General features: G+C 64.4%; 14 protein-coding genes. 9 read left to right on the top strand and 5 right to left on the bottom strand.

Annotated elements, in window-relative coordinates:
* Positions 1-45: 45 nt before the first annotated feature.
* Positions 46-1,266 (bottom strand): 5-aminolevulinate synthase, encoded by a 1,221-nt coding sequence (gene hemA, locus AAA989_RS16130; protein ID WP_338245578.1) that lies wholly within the window; start codon positions 1,264-1,266, stop codon positions 46-48.
* Between the two features lie 106 nt (positions 1,267-1,372).
* Complete coding sequence (murI, locus tag AAA989_RS16125) at positions 1,373-2,173, bottom strand: glutamate racemase (RefSeq protein WP_338245367.1); 801 nt, start codon at positions 2,171-2,173, stop codon at positions 1,373-1,375.
* 112 nt (positions 2,174-2,285) lie between these two features.
* On the opposite strand from murI, the gene plsY reads away from it, so the two are divergent.
* The 7 genes from plsY to AAA989_RS16090 all read left to right on the top strand — a co-directional run bounded on the left by plsY (position 2,286) and on the right by AAA989_RS16090 (position 9,437).
* Entirely contained in the window at positions 2,286-2,897 is a 612-nt protein-coding gene (gene plsY / locus AAA989_RS16120; protein ID WP_338245365.1) for a glycerol-3-phosphate 1-O-acyltransferase PlsY, read from the top strand.
* A complete protein-coding gene (gene dprA / locus AAA989_RS16115) occupies positions 2,894-3,994 on the top strand; it encodes a DNA-processing protein DprA (protein WP_338245363.1) in 1,101 nt (366 codons plus the stop codon). Before plsY ends, dprA begins: the two co-directional genes overlap by 4 nt.
* Positions 3,987-4,358 (top strand): hypothetical protein, encoded by a 372-nt coding sequence (locus AAA989_RS16110; protein WP_338245361.1) that lies wholly within the window; start codon positions 3,987-3,989, stop codon positions 4,356-4,358. Before dprA ends, AAA989_RS16110 begins: the two co-directional genes overlap by 8 nt.
* Positions 4,359-4,423: 65 nt before the next feature.
* On the top strand, positions 4,424-6,961 hold the full coding sequence (topA, locus tag AAA989_RS16105) for a type I DNA topoisomerase (RefSeq protein WP_338245359.1): 2,538 nt from the start codon (positions 4,424-4,426) through the stop codon (positions 6,959-6,961).
* Between the two features lie 85 nt (positions 6,962-7,046).
* Positions 7,047-7,286, top strand: coding sequence for a hypothetical protein (locus AAA989_RS16100; RefSeq protein ID WP_338245357.1), 240 nt, complete (start codon positions 7,047-7,049; stop codon positions 7,284-7,286).
* Positions 7,287-7,336: 50 nt separating this feature from the next.
* Complete coding sequence (locus AAA989_RS16095) at positions 7,337-7,942, top strand: response regulator (protein ID WP_338245355.1); 606 nt, start codon at positions 7,337-7,339, stop codon at positions 7,940-7,942.
* 88 nt (positions 7,943-8,030) lie between these two features.
* Positions 8,031-9,437, top strand: a complete 1,407-nt coding sequence (locus AAA989_RS16090) for an MFS transporter (RefSeq protein ID WP_338245354.1) — start codon at positions 8,031-8,033, stop codon at positions 9,435-9,437.
* Between the two features lie 3 nt (positions 9,438-9,440).
* Here AAA989_RS16090 and era read toward each other — a convergent pair whose 3' ends face one another.
* The 3 genes from era to lepB are packed head-to-tail and all read right to left on the bottom strand — an operon-like array spanning position 9,441 to position 11,814.
* On the bottom strand, positions 9,441-10,346 hold the full coding sequence (gene era, locus AAA989_RS16085) for a GTPase Era (protein ID WP_338245351.1): 906 nt from the start codon (positions 10,344-10,346) through the stop codon (positions 9,441-9,443).
* Positions 10,343-11,014, bottom strand: a complete 672-nt coding sequence (gene rnc, locus AAA989_RS16080; protein ID WP_338245350.1) for a ribonuclease III — start codon at positions 11,012-11,014, stop codon at positions 10,343-10,345. The genes era and rnc overlap by 4 nt, the downstream gene beginning before the upstream one ends.
* A complete protein-coding gene (gene lepB, locus AAA989_RS16075; RefSeq protein WP_338245348.1) occupies positions 11,011-11,814 on the bottom strand; it encodes a signal peptidase I in 804 nt (267 codons plus the stop codon). Before lepB ends, rnc begins: the two co-directional genes overlap by 4 nt.
* A 240-nt stretch (positions 11,815-12,054) precedes the next feature.
* On the opposite strand from lepB, the gene pgi reads away from it, so the two are divergent.
* Both pgi and AAA989_RS16065 read left to right on the top strand, forming a co-directional pair.
* Entirely contained in the window at positions 12,055-13,563 is a 1,509-nt protein-coding gene (gene pgi / locus AAA989_RS16070; protein WP_338245576.1) for a glucose-6-phosphate isomerase, read from the top strand.
* Positions 13,564-13,664: 101 nt separating this feature from the next.
* Positions 13,665-14,330 carry a hypothetical protein gene (locus AAA989_RS16065; protein ID WP_338245346.1) on the top strand — a complete coding sequence of 222 codons (666 nt, stop codon included), beginning with the start codon at positions 13,665-13,667 and terminating at the stop codon, positions 14,328-14,330.
* Positions 14,331-14,361 lie beyond the last annotated feature (31 nt).

Here is a 14,361-nt window from a genome sequence, read left to right as displayed (position 1 = left end):
TAATGGTAAATTTGACCCTAAGACGGGGTCCGCAATGCCTGCGTCTCAGGCGGCTTTGCGCAGTTCCAGCTCCAGCCGGTCCCAGATTTCCACCAGCGCCTTCGCCAGGTCGTCCATCATCGCTTCCGTGTGGGCGGGGCCGGGGGTGAAGCGCAGCCTTTCCGTCCCGCGCGGGACGGTGGGGAAATTGATGGGCTGAACGTAGACGCCGTATTCAGCCAGCAGGATATCGCTGATCTTCTTGGCGCGGACCGGATCGCCCACCATCAGCGGCACGATATGGGTCGTGGAATTCATCACCGGCAATCCGGCGTCGCGCAGCTTGCCTTTCAGCAGAGCTGCCGCGGCTTGCTGGCCTTCGCGCTCGACCTTGCTCTGCTTCAGGTGGCGGACCGATGCCAGCACACCCGCGACCAGTACGGGGCTGAGCGACGTTGTGAAGATGAAGCCCGGCGCATAGGACCGGATGCAGTCGATCACCTTCCTGCTGGATGCGACATAGCCGCCCATCACGCCGAAAGCCTTGCCGAGCGTCCCCTCGATCAGATCGATACGGTGGGCTGCCTCGTCCCGCTCCGAAATGCCGCCGCCGCGCTCGCCGTACATGCCCACGGCGTGGACTTCGTCGATGTAGGTGAGAGCGTTGTACTTCTCTGCCAGGTCGCAGATCGCGTGGATCGGTGCCACGTCGCCGTCCATCGAATAGACGCTTTCGAAGGCGATGACCTTGGGGGTGTCCGGGTCTTCCGCGGCGAGCAGCTGTTCCAGATGCTCCACGTCGTTGTGCCGGAAGATGCGCTTCTCGCAGCCTGAATTGCGGATTCCCGCGATCATGCTGGCGTGGTTCAGTTCATCGGAGAAGATGATGCATCCCGGCAGCAACTTCGCCAGCGTGGACAGCGTGGCGTCGTTGGAGACGTAGCCGCTGGTGAAAAGGAGCGCGGCTTCCTTGCCGTGAAGGTCCGCCAGCTCGTTTTCCAGCTGGATATGATAGTGTGTGTTGCCCCCGATGTTGCGGGTGCCGCCGGATCCGGCGCCGACGTCGTGCAGCGCCTCTTCCATGGCGGCAACGACCTTGGGATGCTGGCCCATGGCCAGGTAGTCGTTCGAGCACCACACCGTAATGGGCTTGGGGCCGTTGTGGCCGGCAAAGCAGCGTGCGTTGGGGTAGGCACCCTTGTTGCGCAGGATATCGATAAAGACGCGGTAACGCCCTTCAGAATGCAGGCGATCAATGGCCTGGTCGAAGATCTGATCGTAGTTCAGCGTACCTGTCCAAATTGCACCGCTACTGGACTCGCGGCTCTTTCTGGCGGCGGATTTAGTCAATAAGAGCGCAGGTTTGAAGCACGAAGTTTGCGAACCATTCTCATTAAAGCCGCAGTATTCTGCCGATTCCGTAAGCTTCGAGTCCGCCGAGAAGATCTGCGTTATCCTGTTCATCACCCGTCACAATTGCAAAGTTGCCGTCCCGCCGGTCGAACGACTGGCCTTGCGTCAGGTACACTATGCGCCGGGCGATTCCTTGCGCTCCGTCAATGAATTGAACTTTGTTGCCGAAAGCTGCGGCCAGTTCGTCCTGTACCAGCGGGAAGTGGGTGCAGGCCAGCACAACGGTATCGATCTCTTCGCCGCCTTCCTGCTGCTGCAGGCCTTCGACGGCTCGTTTGAAGATGGAGGGATCGGGCGCGCCGCCGCGCAGCTTCATTTCCGCGGCATCCACGAGCTCGGGCGCGGCGTGGCGCAGCAGACGCTTGTCACTCGCAAACTCTGCCTCCAGGTTATCGACATAGGCCTGCCGGATCGTGGCGGCCGTGCCCAGTAGTCCGATCGTGCCGCTGCGCGTCATGGCGGCGGCGGGCTTTATGGCAGGGACAGTGCCGACAATCGGTATTTCCAGCACGTCGCGTACCATGCCCAGCGCGATCGTGCTGGCGGTGTTGCAGGCGATGCAGATAAGGCGCGGACGGTAGCGTTCGGCGAGCCTGCCCAGCAACCCGGCAACGCGAGCGGCGATTTCAGCCTCGGTCTTTTCTCCATAAGGCAGGCCGGCAGTGTCGGCGGCATAGATGACCGGGGCCTGAGGCAGGTGCTCTCGCAAGGCGGCGAGAACGGTCAGTCCGCCAAAGCCGGAATCGAACAGCAGGACGGGAGAGGCGGGTTGAACGTCCAAGACAAACTCCGTGTGGGCCGAGCTTGTCGAAGCCCCGCATTTCACTTAGGCGCCCAACTAGAGGAAGAGGCGGCCCTTCGACAAGCTTGGGGCAAACGGATATGGGGCGCTGATGGACCAGGTACTCGGATTTTTGCTCGGCTACGGCTTCGGCTCCATCCCGTTCGGGCTATTGCTGGCCAAGGCTGGCGGCATGGGCGACATCCGCACCATCGGCAGCGGCAATATCGGCGCAACCAACGTGCTGCGCACCGGCTCGAAGAAGCTGGCGGCGGCAACGCTCCTGCTGGATTTTGCCAAGGGCCTGATCCCGGTTCTTCTGGCGAAGGCGCTGTTCGCCCAGTCCGATATCGCCATCGACGACGCATTCGGGCCCGTTCCCTTCGCGGCACTCGGTGCCGTGCTGGGCCACTGCTTCCCGGTCTGGCTGGGCTTCCGGGGCGGCAAGGGCGTGGCTACCAATGCCGGTGTAAGCTTTGGCCTCGCCTGGCCGATCGGGCTCGCCTATGCCGTTGTCTGGCTGGGGATGCTGGCGCTGCTGCGGATTTCGTCCGTCGCGGGCATGAGTGCCGTCGTTGCAGCGGCCATCGCTGCCGCTGTCCTTGGCTATACCGACCTGGTGCCCGTACTTACCGCCATCGCCGCGCTGATTATCTGGCTGCACCGTGCCAATATCGCTCGCCTGACCAAGGGCGAGGAACCCAAGGTCGGCCGCAAGAAGTGACCGGCGCCCCTACGCTCACCCAGGACGAGGCCTTCGCCCGTATCCGGCTGCTGCGCTCGGCAAATATCGGGCCGGTCAGCTATGCCCAGCTGCTGAGCCGCTTCGGCACCGCGCAGGAAGCCGTCGAGGCCTTGCCGGATCTGGCCGCGCGCGGGGCCAAGCGGAATTACGAGCCTGCCCCGCGCGAGAAGATCGAGCGCGAGGTACAGGCTGCGCGCCGGGCAGGGGCACGATACCTGTTTCACGACCAGCCTGACTATCCCGCCAACCTTGCCGCGCTGGACGGTGCGCCGCCGATCGTCACCATGCGCGGCGACCTTTCGCTGGCGGGCAAGCCGTGCGTTTCCATGGTGGGTGCTCGCAACGCATCAGCAGCGGCGGTGAAGCTGGCGCGCGACTTCGCCCGGGAACTGGCGGCGGCGGGGTTCGTGGTTGTCTCCGGCCTTGCCAAGGGCATCGACGGGGCCAGTCACGAGGGGGCTTTCCCCCACACGATCGGCGTGATCGCCAGCGGGATCGACATCGCCTATCCGCCGCAGCACGCAAGGCTTCAGGAGCAGATCGCCAACGAGGCCTTGCTGATTGCCGAAGAACCGCCCGGCACCGAGCCTCGCGGCCAGCAATTTCCCAAGCGCAACCGGATCATAGCGGGGCTGGGGCTGGGCACGCTGGTGGTGGAGGCCGCGCCGAAATCCGGTTCGCTCATAACCGCGCGGCTTGCCGGCGAGGCGGGGCGGGAGGTGATGGCGATACCCGGCCATCCCGCCGACAGTCGATCGCACGGGTGCAACCAGCTGATCCGCGAGGGGGCGGTTCTGGTGCAGGAGCCGGCCGACGTCGTCGAACTGCTTTCCGGGTTCGATGGACAGCCCCGTTCGACGGTGCGCGAGGTCGGCCCGGACTTCACCTTCGCGGACACCGACGAGGAAATGCCAGCTGACGATATTGCCGCCATGCTTTCCAGCGCGCCCGTGGCTGTCGATGAACTCGTCCGCCAGTCCGGAACCACACCGGGCGCGGTGCAGATGGCGCTGCTGGAACTCGAAATCGCCGGTCGACTGGAGCGCCATGCCGGAGGAAGGGTGAGCCTTGCCTGACACGACCCAAGCCGCCGCGAAGTTCGCCCGGCGCATCTACATCATCGCCGCGATCTACGGATTCCTCGCCGTGCCCGCGCTTTACCTTACCGACGCGCCCGACCCGCATCGGCTGCTGTATTTCGCTTTCGCGGGGATCGCGCTGGTATTCCAGGGCGTGTTCCTTGTCATCGCGCGCGATCCGATCCGCTATGCCGCGTTCTTGCCGCTGACGGTCTTCGAGAAGATCAGCTTCGGCATTCCTGCGCTGGCCTTCTGGTCGCAAGGGCAGGCCGCGAACGACATGGCGCTGGGCGGCGCGGTGGACCTGCTGTTTGCCGCACTGTTCGTCGCGGCGTGGCTGAAGGTGCGAAAGGTGGCTTGACGAATCTCGGCAACCGCCACCACCCTCGCGCGTACGTACACACGTAAGGATTGCCCGGGATCACAATGCAGCTTGTCATCGTAGAATCGCCTGCCAAGGCGAAGACCATCGAGAAATATCTGGGCGGGGACTACAAGGTTCTCGCCTCGTACGGCCACGTCCGCGACCTGCCGCCCAAGGACGGCTCCGTCCGGCCCGAGGAAGGCTTCGCGATGGACTGGGAGGTGTATTCCGACCAGCGCAATCGCAACCAGGTGAAGGCCATTGCCGATGCGGCCAAGAATGCCGACCGCCTGATCCTGGCTACCGACCCCGATCGCGAGGGCGAGGCGATCAGCTGGCACGTGATGGACCTGCTGAAGAAGCGCAAGGCATTGCCCGCCGAGGTCAGCCGCGTGACGTTCAACGCCATCACCAAGTCCGCCGTGACCGAGGCGATGAAGAACCCGCGCGAACTCGATCAGCACCTGATCGATGCCTACCTCGGACGCCGCGCGCTGGATTACCTCTTCGGTTTCACCCTCTCCCCGGTGCTGTGGCGCAAGCTGCCCGGCGCAAAGTCTGCGGGTCGCGTGCAGTCGGTGGCGCTGCGCCTGATCTGCGAGCGCGAGCGCGAGATCGAGGTCTTCAAACCCGACGAGTACTGGTCCGTCATCGCGAAGATGGAGCAGGACGGGACCGGTTTCGATGCCCGCCTGGTGCGCTTCGACGGCAAGAAGCTGGAACGGCTTTCGATCGGCGACAAGGGCACGGCAGAGGCCGCGAAGGCGGCGGTGGAGCAGGGCGCCTTCAAGGTCGAGGACGTCGAGACCAAGCCGGTAAAGCGCAACCCCGCGCCGCCGTTCACCACGTCGACCCTGCAGCAGGAAGCGGCACGCAAGCTGGGCTTCTCCGCAAGCCACACGATGCGCTGTGCGCAGACATTGTACGAGGCGGGCGCGATTACCTACATGCGTACCGATGGCGTGCAGATGGACATGAGCGCCATCATGGCCGCGCGCGATGCCATCGCGGAACGCTTCTCCGAGGACTACCGCCCCGAAAAGCCGCGCTTCTATTCCACCAAGGCGAAGAACGCGCAGGAAGCGCACGAAGCGATCCGGCCCACCAATTTCAGCCGCGATCGCGCCGGATCGGGCGACGATGCCAAGCTCTACGACCTGATCTTCAAGCGCGCGATGGCCAGCCAGATGGCCACCGCGCAGCTGGAACGCACCACCGTCACCATGCGTGATCCCACCGGCAAGCACGAGCTGCGCGCCACGGGGCAGGTGGTGAAGTTCCCCGGCTTCCTGGCGGTATATTCCGAAAGCTTCGACGAGAAATCGGAGGAGGACGACGACAACCTGCTGCCGGTGATGCGCAAGGGCGATTCCCCGGCAAAGAAGGCGGTGGAGGCAACCCAGCACTTCACCCAGCCGCCGCCGCGCTTCTCCGAAGCCAGCCTTGTGAAGCGGCTGGAGGAACTGGGCATCGGACGCCCGTCCACCTACGCCTCCACGATCCAGACACTGCGTGATCGCGACTATGTACGGATGGAGAAGAACCGCTTCTTCGCCGAGGACTCCGGTCGGCTGCTCACGGCATTTCTGGAGCGCTTCTTCCCTCGCTACGTCGCCTACGATTTCACCGCGGAGATGGAAGACGAGCTGGACGAGGTCTCCGGCGGGCGGTTCGAGTACAAGGTGCTGCTGGAAAACTTCTGGCGCGACTTCAAGCCGAAGAGCGACGAGGTGATGGAGCGCCAGCCCTCGGAAGTTACGGAGGTGCTGGATACCTTCCTGGAGGATTTCCTCTTCCCCGAACGCGAGGATGGCCACAAGCCGCGCTGGTGCCCGCTGTGCGCGGAAGAGGGCCGCGAGGGCGGCGAGCTGCACCTGCGCGGTGGCCGCTACGGCGCCTTCATCGGCTGCGTGAACTACCCGGAATGCACGTTCCGCCGGAAGTTCGGCCAGCCCGGCGGCGAGGATGGATCCAACGACGGCGTGATGGGCGAGGACCCGGAGACCGGCCAGCAGGTGGAGCGCAAGACAGGCCGTTTCGGTCCCTACGTCCAGATGGGCGAGGGCAAGGACATCAAGCGCGCATCGATCCCCAAGGATATCGACGATTTCGACCTGGAATGGGCGCTGAAGCTGCTCGCACTTCCTCGGGTCGTCGGTCAGCACCCCGATACCGGAAAGGATATCGAGGCCGGGCTTTGGCGCTACGGGCCCGCGGTGCGTCACGAAGGCACCTACGGCAAGCTTCAGAACACCCGCGAGATATTCGAGATCGGCATGAACCGCGCGGTCGACCTGCTGGCGCAATCCGCCAATCGCAAAGGCGGCGGTCGCGGCAGCCGGGAGCCGCTGAAGGTTCTCGGCAAGACCGAGGCGGGCGACGAGGTGAAGCTGATGGAGGGTCGCTATGGCCCCTACGTCACCGATGGTACCGTCAACGCCACCATCCCGAAGGACAAGGACAAGGACGATCTGTCGCTTGAGGATGCGCTTACGCTGATCTCGGAGAAAGCCGCGAAGACGCCGGCGAAGAAGAAGCGCAAGGCACCGGCGAAAAAGAAGAAAGCGCCGGCGAAGAAGAAGGCGGCAGCCAAGGGTTGAGTGCTTTCGATCACGGGTCGGGGGTGCGTTGGTAAATAATCAACTCTTCCTGACTAGGCAGGTCTCGCAATCAGGGACCTGCCACGTGATCGAGATAGAAATCCAGAACGAGACAGACCAGACGCAGCGCAAGCTGCGCTTCGCATCGGTTCCCCGAATTGGGGAAGGAGTGCGCCTGCAGGATGCCGACGGCCTGTGGGAAAGTTTCGACGTGCTCGACGTGTGGTACCAGAAGGCCGAGTTCGGCGATGTGTGGGTCCCCTATGTCCATGTCCGGGCGACCGCTGCCGCAGCGCCCGCGCTCAAGGCTTCGGGCGGCTATTAAGTCCAGCGGGAGGTCAGGCCATCCAACACCTTATCAAGAGAACCACCGGCATGCGGGCCGGCGTGAATGTCCGGAAGGGCGACGGCAAGACGCTTGCCGAACGTCTTGCGGAAACGCGCCAGGCATCCAGCAAGGTGATGGACCTGGCGGAGGATCCCGCCGAGGAAATCGCAGAGGTCGAAGAGGCCGGAACACCGCAGCCTGTCGACGAGACCTCGGGCTCCGAAACGGACGCCATCATCCAGGCCGCCAAGGCCGCGCGGCCTCCCGTTGCCGCGGTACCGGCCAAGGGAAAGATGTGCCTGATCGTTGATGACAGCCGCGTAGTTCGCAAGCTCGCCAGCAAGATCGTGACGGAGCTCGGCTATCAGGCCGTGGAAGCGGAAAACGGCGAGGAAGCGCTGGCCCGTTGCAACAAGCAGATGCCGGCTCTGGTCATTACCGACTGGAACATGCCGGTAATGACCGGGATCGATTTCGTCATGACCCTGCGGTCCATGCCCGCCGACAAGGCTCCCATCGTCGTCTTCTGCACCAGCAAGGGCGAGGCGCAGGACATTCACGCGGGCATATCAGCAGGCGCGGACGACTATATCGTCAAGCCGTTCACCGAAGAGGCGCTGACCGCGAAGCTGGAGAAGCTGGGCGTCGCCTGACAGGCCCGGACCGCCAAGTCCTCCAACATTCCGCTCCGTAATCCATGCTGCACTTGCGAAACCGCAAGGGCGGGCGCACATGGTTGCGATGAACGAGCAGGGGCATATCCATCACGCGCCGCACTCGGCCCGGCAGGGTGACGATCATCCCGGCCTGCCGAAGCCGCGCCGCTGGCTGGCTATCGTCGCGATCTGCTTCGGCACGGCCCTGCTGGTGATCGACGGTTCCATCGCCAACGTTGCCCTGCCGACCATCGCGCGGGACCTTGACGTCAGCGAGGCCGCGGTGACCAATGTGGTCACTGTCTACCAGCTGGTGCTGGTGATGCTCTTGCTGCCTTTCTCCTCGCTGGGCGATCGGCTGGGACACCGGCGCCTGTACCAGGCGGGGCAGGGGCTGTTCATGGTCGCTTCCGCGGCCTGTTTCTGGGCAGACAGCTTCGTAGTCCTGCTCGCCCTTCGCTCGCTGCAGGCAATCGGAGCCGGCATGGCGCTGAGCGTTTCCGCGGCTATGTTGCGACAGATATATCCGGCGCGGCAACTTGGCGCCGGGCTGGGGCTGAACAGCGTCATCGTCGCCAGTTCCGCCGCGATTGCTCCTACGCTGGGCGGGTACATCGTGGGTAACCTGTCCTGGCAACTTGTGTTCGTGGCCGCCGCGCCGCTGGCGATCATATCCCTCCTTCTGGGCCGCTTCCTTCCGGATCCCGAGCCGCGCGACCAGCCGTCGAAGTGGCGGAGCGGCGTACTGAGCGCTCTCACCATGCTGCTGCTGGTAGGCGGCATCCAGCTGGGCACGCACGATGCGCTTGCTTGGGGCGTTGCCGCTTTCGCCCTGGGCGTCGTTGCCCTGGTTATCCTGGTGCGGCGCGAACGCCGCCGCGAGGCACCGGTCTTCCCGGTCGACCTGCTGGCCAAGCCGGTGCTCGGTCTGTCGGCGCTGGCCAATTTCGCCAGCTTCATTTCGGCGGGCGCGCTTATGCTGGCGCTGCCTTTCCGGCTGGAGATCGGCATGGGGTACGATCCGCAGACTGTGGGGCTGCTGCTGCTGCCGTTTCCGCTGACCATGCTGGTGGTTTCTCCGCTGGCGGGCTGGGCATCCGACAGGATCGCCGCGACCAAGCTGGGGGTGACGGGCATGACAATTGCCGTGGTCGGCCTCCTGATGCTCGCCACCATGCCCGATCAACCGGGCGAGTGGGGCATTGCCTGGCGCCTGAGCCTGACGGCGCTGGGCTTCGGCCTGTTCTTCAGTCCCAATTCGCGCCTGCTGATCGGCCGCGCGCCGAGGGACCGGGCAGCGGCTGCGGGCGGCCTGCTTTCCACCTCGCGCCTGTTCGGCCAGACCATGGCCGCGGTCGTCGTCGGCATCGTGCTGGCTAGCGGCCTGGGCCTCGGCCCGACCCCGCTCTATGTCAGCTGCGCGCTGGCCGTGGTGGCGGCTGCGTGCAGCATGGTGCGGTTCTCGCAGCGGGGCAATCCGGCGAACGCCTAGCCATCACTTCACCCAGTCGAGTCCGATTTCCTCGTAGATCTCGCGGTTTTCGGCCCATTTCTCGTCCACCTTCACATGCAGGAAGAGGTGGACCTTCACGCCCAGCATATCTGACAGCTCCTTGCGGGCGGCCTCGCCGATGGCCTTGATGCGGCTGCCCTGCTTGCCGAGCACGATGGGCTTCTGGCTGTCCCGGGCGATCACGATCTGCTGGCGCACTTCCACGCTCCCGTCGGGGCGCTGGGTATAGCTTTCCGGCCGCACGGCGGCGTCGTAGGGCAGTTCCTCGTGCAGCTGCTGATAGAGCTGTTCGCGCGTCACTTCGGCGGCCAACAGGCGTTCCGACGCATCGGAAACCTGGTCTTCCGGGTAATGCCACGGACCTTCGGGCATCATTCCCGCCAGTGCATCCTTCAGTTCGGGCACGCCGTCGCCGGTGAGGGCCGAGATGAAGAACACCTCGCTGAAATCGGCCAGTTGCGACAGTTCCTGGGCCAGTTCCAGCAACGGCTCCTTCTTCGAGACGTCGACCTTGTTGAGGACGAGGATCCGGCGCTCCTTGCGGTCCTTAAGCTGCTCCACCAGCGGCATCAGCTCGTGGCGTCGCTGCTTCACGGGATCGACCACGAGAAGGACGGCATCGGCTTCCACCGCGCCTTCCCACGCCGCGCTCACCATCGCGCGGTCGAGGCGGCGCCTGGGCTCGAAGATGCCGGGCGTATCGACCAGGATCATCTGCGTCGGCCCGTGCAGGGCAATGCCCAGCAGGCGGGCGCGGGTGGTCTGCGCCTTGGCGCTGGTGATGGCGACTTTCTGGCCCACAAGCTGATTCACCAGCGTGGACTTGCCTGCGTTGGGCGCGCCGATCACGGCGACGACCCCGCACTTTTCCCGAGCTTCCTGGCTCATCCGTATTTCTCCATGAACAGCCGCGCGGCCTCGGTCTCGGCCTCGCGCTTGCCGCCGGCGGTGGCTTCCACCGCGCCTACCTTGTGGACGCTCACCTGCACGGTGAAGCGGCGGTTGTGATCGGGGCCGGACGTATCCGTCACCGTGTATTCGGGCGGGCGGCGCTGATTGCCCGCCGCCCATTCCTGCAAGGCGCTCTTGGGGTGCTTGCTGCGACCGGTCTCGCCATCGAACACGTCCTGCCACAGGTCGCGGATGAGCTCGCGCGTCGGATCGAAGCCGACTTCGAGGAAATTGGCCCCCAGCAGCGATTCCATGATGTCGCCCAGAACGTTGTCACTGTCCTGCGCACCGTCCTCGCGCGCCTGCTTGCCCATTCGCACATGGTCGCTGGTCCCCAGTGCCCGCGCGCGATCGGCGCATGTCTGCTTGCTGACAAGCGCGTTGAGACGCTGGGCCAGCTTGCCTTCCGCGCTGTTGGAATGATCGTACAGCCAGTCGGCGATGGTCAGTCCCAGAACGCGATCGCCCAGGAATTCCAGCCGGTCGTAGTCCTTGGATTCGCCGGTGCTGCCGTGGGTCAGCGCCTCGCGCCAGACCGCTTCGTTACGGACGGTGAAGCCGCGCTTTTCCAGCCATTGCCGCGTTCCGGGTTCGAGCGCGCTCATATGCCTTCGAACATCCGGCTCCAGCGCACGCCGTCGCTGCCCCAGGACCAATACATGAAGCTGGCCTCGGCAACCAGGTTCTCGGTCGGCACAAGGCCAACCCAGCCGCCGGAAACCGATGCACGGCGGCTGTCCTGCGAATTGTCGCGGTTGTCGCCCAGCATGAAGACGTGATCGTCGGGCACGATTACCGGCGGGGTGTCGTCCACGCCCACCGCGCCCAGGTCCAGCACGTTGTAGCTGACGCCATTCGGCAGCGTCTCGCGGTACTGCGGGTAGCGACAGGCGGGCGTGTTGCCTTCCTGCTGCATGGCGAAGCGGCCCGAATAGCAACGCTCGTCAGGGCCCAGCGGCAGGATGAAATCCTCCACCCGCTCCTTGGGCACGGGTTGCCCGTTCAAGTGAAGCTGGCCGTCGATCATCTGCACAGTATCTCCCGGCAGACCGATCACGCGCTTGATGTAGTCGCTCTTGTCGATGGGGTGCTTGAAGATCGCCACGTCGCCGTGTTCGGGCAGGCTGGCGAACAGCCGGCCGTCGCCCACGTCGACGTCGAACGGCAGCGAATATCGAGAGTAGCCGTAGGACCATTTCTGGGCGAACAGGTAATCGCCCACCAGCAGGCGGGGCATCATGCTTTCGGAGGGAATGTTGAAGCTGGTGAACACCAGGGTGCGGAACAGCAGCACCACGACCACCAGCTTGACCAGGAACCAGCCGAAGCTCTTCCAGTCTTCCTTTTCCTCGGCCCTGGCCTTTTGGGGCTCGACCACTTCGCGCGGAGTAACATTGTCTGTCATCGGCGGCGGTCTTGTTGCCAGAGCGTGCCCGCGTCAAGCATGTCGCTGCAAACGGTGGCGAATGACGGGCGGCGCTGCGCTAATGTGGAACACATGGAACACTGTCCTGGTTCGAAAAGCGCGCTTCATAGGAACGGGCCTTCGACAGCTTGAAAAAGCAACCGGATTTGCGGTTTCCATTCATGCCGCGAGGGCCTAGCCAAGGCAGCGCTCGGTAGGAAAGGAATCGCCCCAGTGACCATGACCCGTGACGAAGCCTGGAACGCCCTGGCCCTGCATCCCGATCCGACGCTGAAGGAACTCTTCGCCGAGGATGCGGGCCGCGTGGACAAATTGTCGACCCGGCTGGAACTGGGCGACGTCGGGATCCTGTTCGACTGGTCCAAGACCCACCTTACCGACGAACTGCTGGCCGATTTCGAGGCGCTGGCCGAGGCTGCGCGGTTCGACGAGATGCGCGAGCGCATGTTTGCCGGAGAGGTGGTGAATCACACCGAGAACCGGGCGGCCGAACACTCCGCCCTGCGCGGCGTGGGGCAGGAGACCAGCGTGGAGGAGGCGGAGGCCCTGCGCGAGCGCATGAAGCTGCTCGTCGGCGCCATCCACGATGGCGCGATGGGCGAAGTGAGGCATCTGATCCACGTCGGCATCGGCGGCAGCGCGCTGGGCCCCGCGCTTGCGGTCGATGCGCTGGGCCGCGACAATCCGCTGGTGGACGTTCACGTGGTTTCCAACGTGGACGGCGTGGCGCTGGAGGAGGCGTTCGAGGCCTGCGATCCTGCCACGACCCTCGTGGCGGTCGCATCTAAGACCTTCACGACGATCGAAACGATGACCAATGCCCAGTCGGCCCTCAAATGGCTTGCCGACAGCGGCGTGACAGACCCCACCGGACGCGTGGTGGCGCTTACGGCATCGCCGGAAAAGGCGGTGGAATGGGGCGTGGACGAAACCCGGATCCTGCCGTTCTCCGAGAGCGTCGGCGGGCGGTACTCGATGTGGTCCTCGATCGGATTTCCCGTGGCGCTGGCCATAGGGTGGGACAGCTTCCAGCAGATGCTGGACGGCGCGGCGCGGGTCGATCAGCACTTCCGCGATGCGGAGGGGCGCGACAACCTGCCGCTGCGCGCGGCCTTCTCCGACCTTTACTACCTGCGCCTTCGCGGCAGCCAGACCCGCGCGGTCTTCGCCTATGACGAGCGGCTGCGCCTGCTGCCCGACTATCTCCAGCAGCTGGAAATGGAATCGAACGGCAAGGGCGTGACCGTGGACGGACAGCCGAGCGGCCCGACCGCGCCGATCACGTGGGGCGGGGTGGGCACCGATGCCCAGCACGCCGTGTTCCAGCTGCTGCACCAGGGCACGCATCTCGTGCCGGTGGATTTCATCGCCAGCATCGAACCCGGCGACATGCTGGACAGCGCGCACCATCACATCCTCCTGATGAACTGCTTCGCCCAGGGGGCGGCGCTGATGGCCGGCGAATCGAGCGACGATCCGCACCGCAGCTATCCGGGCAACCGGCCGTCCGCCACGATCCTCTGCGACGATCTCGACGCTGCCACCTTCGGCGCCCTGATCGCCTTCCACGAACACCGCGTGTTCGCGCAGGCCGTGATGCTGGACATCAACCCGTTCGACCAGTTCGGGGTGGAACTGGGCAAGGCGATCGCCAAGAAGATCGAAAAGGGCGGAGAGCGTTTCGACGCCAGCACCGAGGCGCTGCTGAAGGCGGCCGGCCTCGACTAACATTCTATAAAATCAACTAAATGGGAAATTCCGGCAACCTCGTTCGTTAAGGGGGCGAGAGAGACGAACACGGAGGAATTTCCATGAAACGCTCAATTACAATGACCGCCCTCGTATCTGCCGCTGCGCTTGGCCTGTCCGCCTGCGGCAGCGAAGACGTGGAGAACACGCCGGTCGACGATATCGACGAACTGGTCGATGAGGACGTTAACGAGCCCTATCCCGTCGGCGGAGAGCTGAATGAGGATCAACAGGCGAATTACGACGCGATGGACCGCCAGGCGGTGAGCGACGAATACGACGCCAACAGGGCCGAAATGCAGGCCGAGATGGAATCCGGCGGCGGCATGGCCGCGGGTTCGACCGGCACAAGCACGAGCGGTAACTCTGGCGGCAACGCCACCGCTGATGGCGGCACCTCCGATGGCGATGCCATGTCCGGCGGTGCGTCGATGAGTGACGACAGCATGGCGAGCAGCGGATCGAGCAGCTCGGGTACCTCGAGCTCCCTTCCTCCCCGCGGCGAGATGAGCTTCGGGTATCTTGACCGCAACGATGACGGACAGCTTTCGGTGGCCGAATACGCCATCTGGGCGCTGCCGACCAATCCCAATCCGCCTGAGCCGAACGATGCCCTCGGTCCCCATCTGACGCAGGACCAGATCAACGAAGCTGGCCAGACGTTCTTCTACTTCGATGACGATGGCGACACCTATCTGTCCGAGGCGGAATTCCAGGATGCGCGCAATTCGGGCCGCGTTGCCTGATCGTTTTTTGAGACACTGACCGAAGGGCCGG

Origin of the sequence: Aurantiacibacter hainanensis (assembly GCF_036321025.1) — a bacterium.
GTDB classification, from domain to species: Bacteria; Pseudomonadota; Alphaproteobacteria; order Sphingomonadales; family Sphingomonadaceae; genus Alteraurantiacibacter; species Alteraurantiacibacter hainanensis.
Note: the sequence above shows the minus strand (reverse complement) of the source record. Positions and strands in the feature narration are given on the sequence as shown.

What these genes read in the sequence shown, in the direction of transcription:
- AAA989_RS16065 (WP_338245346.1), top strand. Translation starts at nt 13,665, where the DNA reads ATGACCGCCCTCGTATCTGCCGCTGCGCTTGGCCTGTCCGCCTGCGGC.
- era (WP_338245351.1), bottom strand. Translation starts at nt 10,346, where the DNA reads ATGAGCCAGGAAGCTCGGGAAAAGTGCGGGGTCGTCGCCGTGATCGGC.
- rnc (WP_338245350.1), bottom strand. Translation starts at nt 11,014, where the DNA reads ATGAGCGCGCTCGAACCCGGAACGCGGCAATGGCTGGAAAAGCGCGGC.
- AAA989_RS16095 (WP_338245355.1), top strand. Translation starts at nt 7,337, where the DNA reads ATGCGGGCCGGCGTGAATGTCCGGAAGGGCGACGGCAAGACGCTTGCC.
- lepB (WP_338245348.1), bottom strand. Translation starts at nt 11,814, where the DNA reads ATGACAGACAATGTTACTCCGCGCGAAGTGGTCGAGCCCCAAAAGGCC.
- plsY (WP_338245365.1), top strand. Translation starts at nt 2,286, where the DNA reads ATGGACCAGGTACTCGGATTTTTGCTCGGCTACGGCTTCGGCTCCATC.
- pgi (WP_338245576.1), top strand. Translation starts at nt 12,055, where the DNA reads ATGACCCGTGACGAAGCCTGGAACGCCCTGGCCCTGCATCCCGATCCG.
- topA (WP_338245359.1), top strand. Translation starts at nt 4,424, where the DNA reads ATGCAGCTTGTCATCGTAGAATCGCCTGCCAAGGCGAAGACCATCGAG.
- AAA989_RS16090 (WP_338245354.1), top strand. Translation starts at nt 8,031, where the DNA reads ATGAACGAGCAGGGGCATATCCATCACGCGCCGCACTCGGCCCGGCAG.